At 61.5% G+C, this 3,718-nt stretch carries 4 protein-coding genes; 3 read left to right on the forward strand and 1 reads right to left on the reverse strand.

Annotated features, from left to right (window positions below; translation table 11 throughout):
* Together WFM46_RS23095 and WFM46_RS23100 are read left to right on the forward strand one after the other, a co-directional pair.
* Nucleotides 1-496, forward strand: a 496-nt coding sequence (locus WFM46_RS23095) for a 2-oxoadipate dioxygenase/decarboxylase family protein (protein ID WP_336998650.1), incomplete at its 5' end; no start/stop codon positions are given.
* Between the two features lie 42 nt (nt 497-538).
* Nucleotides 539-2,047: a carboxylesterase/lipase family protein gene (locus WFM46_RS23100; protein ID WP_336998651.1), complete on the forward strand. Its 1,509-nt coding sequence runs from the start codon at nt 539-541 to the stop codon at nt 2,045-2,047.
* Here the strand turns inward: WFM46_RS23100 and WFM46_RS23105 are convergent.
* Nucleotides 2,034-2,876, reverse strand: coding sequence for a LysR family transcriptional regulator (locus tag WFM46_RS23105; protein WP_156654574.1), 843 nt, complete (start codon nt 2,874-2,876; stop codon nt 2,034-2,036). The genes WFM46_RS23100 and WFM46_RS23105 overlap by 14 nt on opposite strands.
* A gap of 110 nt (nt 2,877-2,986) precedes the next feature.
* On the opposite strand from WFM46_RS23105, the gene WFM46_RS23110 reads away from it, so the two are divergent.
* On the forward strand, nt 2,987-3,718 hold a 732-nt coding region (locus tag WFM46_RS23110; protein ID WP_336998652.1), incomplete at its 3' end, for an aminotransferase class I/II-fold pyridoxal phosphate-dependent enzyme.

Below are 3,718 nucleotides of genomic sequence, written 5' to 3' on the forward strand. Positions count from 1 at the left end.
CCATACCGCGCGTTTTGGCGAAATTGAACAGCGCGGCGTGGCGTTAACCCCGAAAGGGCGCGAGCTCTACGATCGTCTGCTGGCGGAGGCCGGGACCGGCAAGGATAATCTGACCCACCAGCTGCATCTGCAGGAGGTTTTCCAGGCCTTTCCCGACAGCGATATCTTCCTGCGTCGCCAGGGGCTGGCGTGGTTCCGCTACCGCCTGACCCCGGCCGGAGAGGCGCACCGCCACGCCTTTGGACCCGGTGACGATCCGCAGCCGCTCATCGAGCGCGGCTGGGTGGTCGCCCAGCCCATCACCTATGAAGATTTCCTGCCGGTGAGTGCCGCCGGGATCTTCCAGTCCAACCTTGGTAACGAGACTCAGGCCCGCACCCGCGGCAATGCCAGCCGTGATGCCTTTGAAGAGGCGCTGGGCTGCCCGGTGCTGGACGAGTTCACCCTCTATCAGGAGGCGGAAGAGCGCAGCAAGCGACGTTGCGGTTTGCTTTAAAAACGGTACTCTGCGGGGATGTGACAGCAACTGAAGGTCGATATGGAAAACGTCTCTTCCCCGATAGTGACCACGTGCCAGGGCGATATCTGCGGCATAACCGATGGCGATGTACAGGTCTGGCGCGCCATTCCCTATGCCGCGCCGCCGGTGGGCACATTACGCTGGCGTTCGCCGCAGCCGGTGGCAAGCTGGCAGGGCGTGCGCCAGGCCGCCGCCTTTTCGCCGTCAAGCTGGCAAAGCAGCGAGTACTGCCAGCAGTTAGGTGGGGGCGATCCGGGCCGTTTCTCGGAGGATTGCCTCTATCTGAATGTCTGGTCGCCGATGGAACGTGCCGCGCCGCTGCCGGTAATGGTCTGGCTGCACGGCGGCGGCTTTACCATTGGCGCAGGCGGGCTGCCGCCCTACGATGGTAAAGCGCTGGCCCAGCGCGGGGTCGTGGTGGTGAGGCTCAACTACCGGCTCGGCCACCTGGGCTTTTTTGCCCATCCGGCGCTGGCGGGAGAAGAGGAGCGGGTGGTACACAATTTTGCCCTGCTCGATCAGATAGCGGCCCTGGAGTGGGTGCGCGACAACATTGCTGCCTTTGGCGGTGATCCGGCGAACATCACCCTGTTTGGTGAATCTGCCGGGGCGCGGAGCGTGCTGTCATTGCTCGCCTCGCCACTGGCAAAGGGGCTGTTTCATAAGGCGATAATCCAGAGCGGCTACACCCTGCCGGACACGCCCCGGGAGCAGGCGCTTAAAAAAGGCGAGGCGCTGGCGGCCCATTTTGGGCTGGAAAACGCCACCGCAGAGCAGTTGCGGGCGATCCCCCCTGAGGCTTTCTGGCCGCTGACGGCACCGCACAACATAGCCCCCGCGCCGATCCATGGGGATTGTGTGTTGCCGGAGCCGATGCTGGAGGTCTTTTTTGCCGCCCGCCACCATCCGGTGCCGATCATGGTCGGTTCCAACAGCGATGAAGCGAGCGTGATGGCGGTGTTTGGCATCGATCTCGCCGGACAGATCCAGAAGCTGCGCCGGGAGCGGCGGCTGGGACTGGGGCTGATCAAGCTGCTCTATCCCGGCGTCAAAGACGATACCGAACTGGGGCGTCAGGTATGCCGCGATATGGCCTTCACCACCCTGGGGTTTGTGGTGATGCAGGCCCAGCAGCGGGTAGGGGAGCCGTGCTGGCGCTACTGGTTCGATTATGTAGCCGAAGCCGAACATGCCATCTACATCAACGGGGCCTGGCATGGCAACGAGGTGCCGTATGTGTTTGATACGCTCACCCTCGCCGAGCCTGCCCGACAGTATGTTAATGCCAACGACCTGGCCTTTGCCGCCCAGGTTGCCGACTACTGGGTCAACTTTGCCCGCCATGCCAGCCGGGAGTGCGACACGCTGAATGGCCCGACGCGCTGGCCTGCCTGTCACCGCAGGCGGGACGTTTTGCTACGTATCGGAGTGAATAAACATGCGGGATTTAAGCTTGAAAACCGATTTATGCGCGCCCGCATGGTGCTGTTTAAACGGGTGATGAAGCACCACGTCAGCCTGGATTAAGCAGACACGCGCGAAAGGCGGCCAGCCCCGCCGCTTTGCCGCGCGACTCCCGCAGCACCAGCCGGTAGCTGGCGCCGGTTCTTACGCTGCTGGCATAGGGCCGCACCAGCCGCCCGGCGCGGATATCTTCCGCCACCAGCGTCTCGTCGGCAATGGCGACCCCGAGCCCCTGAATGGCGGCAGTGATCGCCAGATCCATGGTGTCGAAGTGTTGATTTTTGTGCATGGCAGGCGGCTGTACGGCCTGTTTCTCCAGCCACAGCGACCAGTCGGTTTTATCCCGCGTCGGGTGCAGGTAGGTAAGCGACTCCACCGCTGTGCCCTGGCGCAGGGGACTTAATACCGGTGTTAATGCCTCTTCAAACAGCAGATCGCCCGCGCTCAGATGGGTGCCAAAGACAATGGCGGCATCATAGGATTCGGTTTTGAAATTGACGCTGTGTTCATTGGTGGTGGTCAGGGCAATCTGCAATTCAGGCTGCTCGCGCTCCACCTGCAACAGCCGCGGTACCAGCCAGCGCATGGCGCAGGTGGGCACCTTCAGGCGCACCACGGTTTGTTGCGCCCGGGCCTGGTCCGCCACCGTGAGAAAGTGTTCATACGACGCGCGCAAATCCGGCAGTAGGGCGCTGCCCTGAGAGGAGAGACGCAGCCCGCGGGCGTGGCGCTCAAACAGCGGAAAACCAAACCAGCTTTCCAGCGCGGCGATCTTACGGCTCACCGCCCCCTGGGTCAGGCAGAGCTCTTTTGCCGCATGGGTCAGATTCAGATGTCGGGCGGTAACAATAAACGCCTCAACGGCAGTGAGCGGGAATGCGCGATGCGACACAGAACCTCCAGGTATGATTTTTTATCATGGCTATTATGACAACAATTCGATTGTCGCCACAATAGCGTTCAGGTTGAATAGTTATGCACTATCTACCCGAGGAAATTCCGATGACGCTGCGTACTCCGATACAACCCCGATCCAAACTGCCGGACGTTGGCACCACGATTTTTACCGTTATCGGTCAGCTTTCCGCTGAACACAATGCCATCAACCTTTCTCAGGGGGCGCCGAATTTCGACTGCGATCCCGCGCTGGTGGCAGGTGTCCACCGCGCCATGCAGGCGGGCCACAACCAGTACGCGTCCATGACCGGGCTGGTGTCGCTGAAGGAACGCATCGCCGATAAGATCGCCTCCCTGTACGGTACGCAGTACGATCCTGCCAGCGAAGTGTTAGTTACCGCCAGCGCCAGCGAAGGGCTCTATTCGGCCATCAGCGGGCTGGTGCATGCTGGTGATGAGGTGATCTACTTTGAGCCGTCGTTCGACAGCTACGCGCCGATTGTCCGTCTGCAGGGCGCGACGCCGGTCGCCATCAAGCTGACGGTGCCGGATTTTGCCGTTAACTGGGATGAAGTGCGCGCCGCCATCACCTCGCGCACCCGGATGATTATCGTCAACACGCCGCATAACCCGAGCGGGCAGATCTTCTCGGCGGAGGATCTGGCGCAGCTTGCGGCGATTACTCGCAACACCGATATCATTATTCTCTCTGACGAAGTGTACGAGCACGTGGTGTTTGACGACGTGCCGCATCACGGCATGGCTACCCATCCGGGGCTGGCGGAGCACAGCGTGATCGTCTCGTCGTTTGGCAAAACCTACCACGTCACCGGCTGG

Origin of the sequence: Leclercia sp. M50 (assembly GCF_037150775.1) — a bacterium.
GTDB lineage: Bacteria > Pseudomonadota > Gammaproteobacteria > Enterobacterales > Enterobacteriaceae > Enterobacter.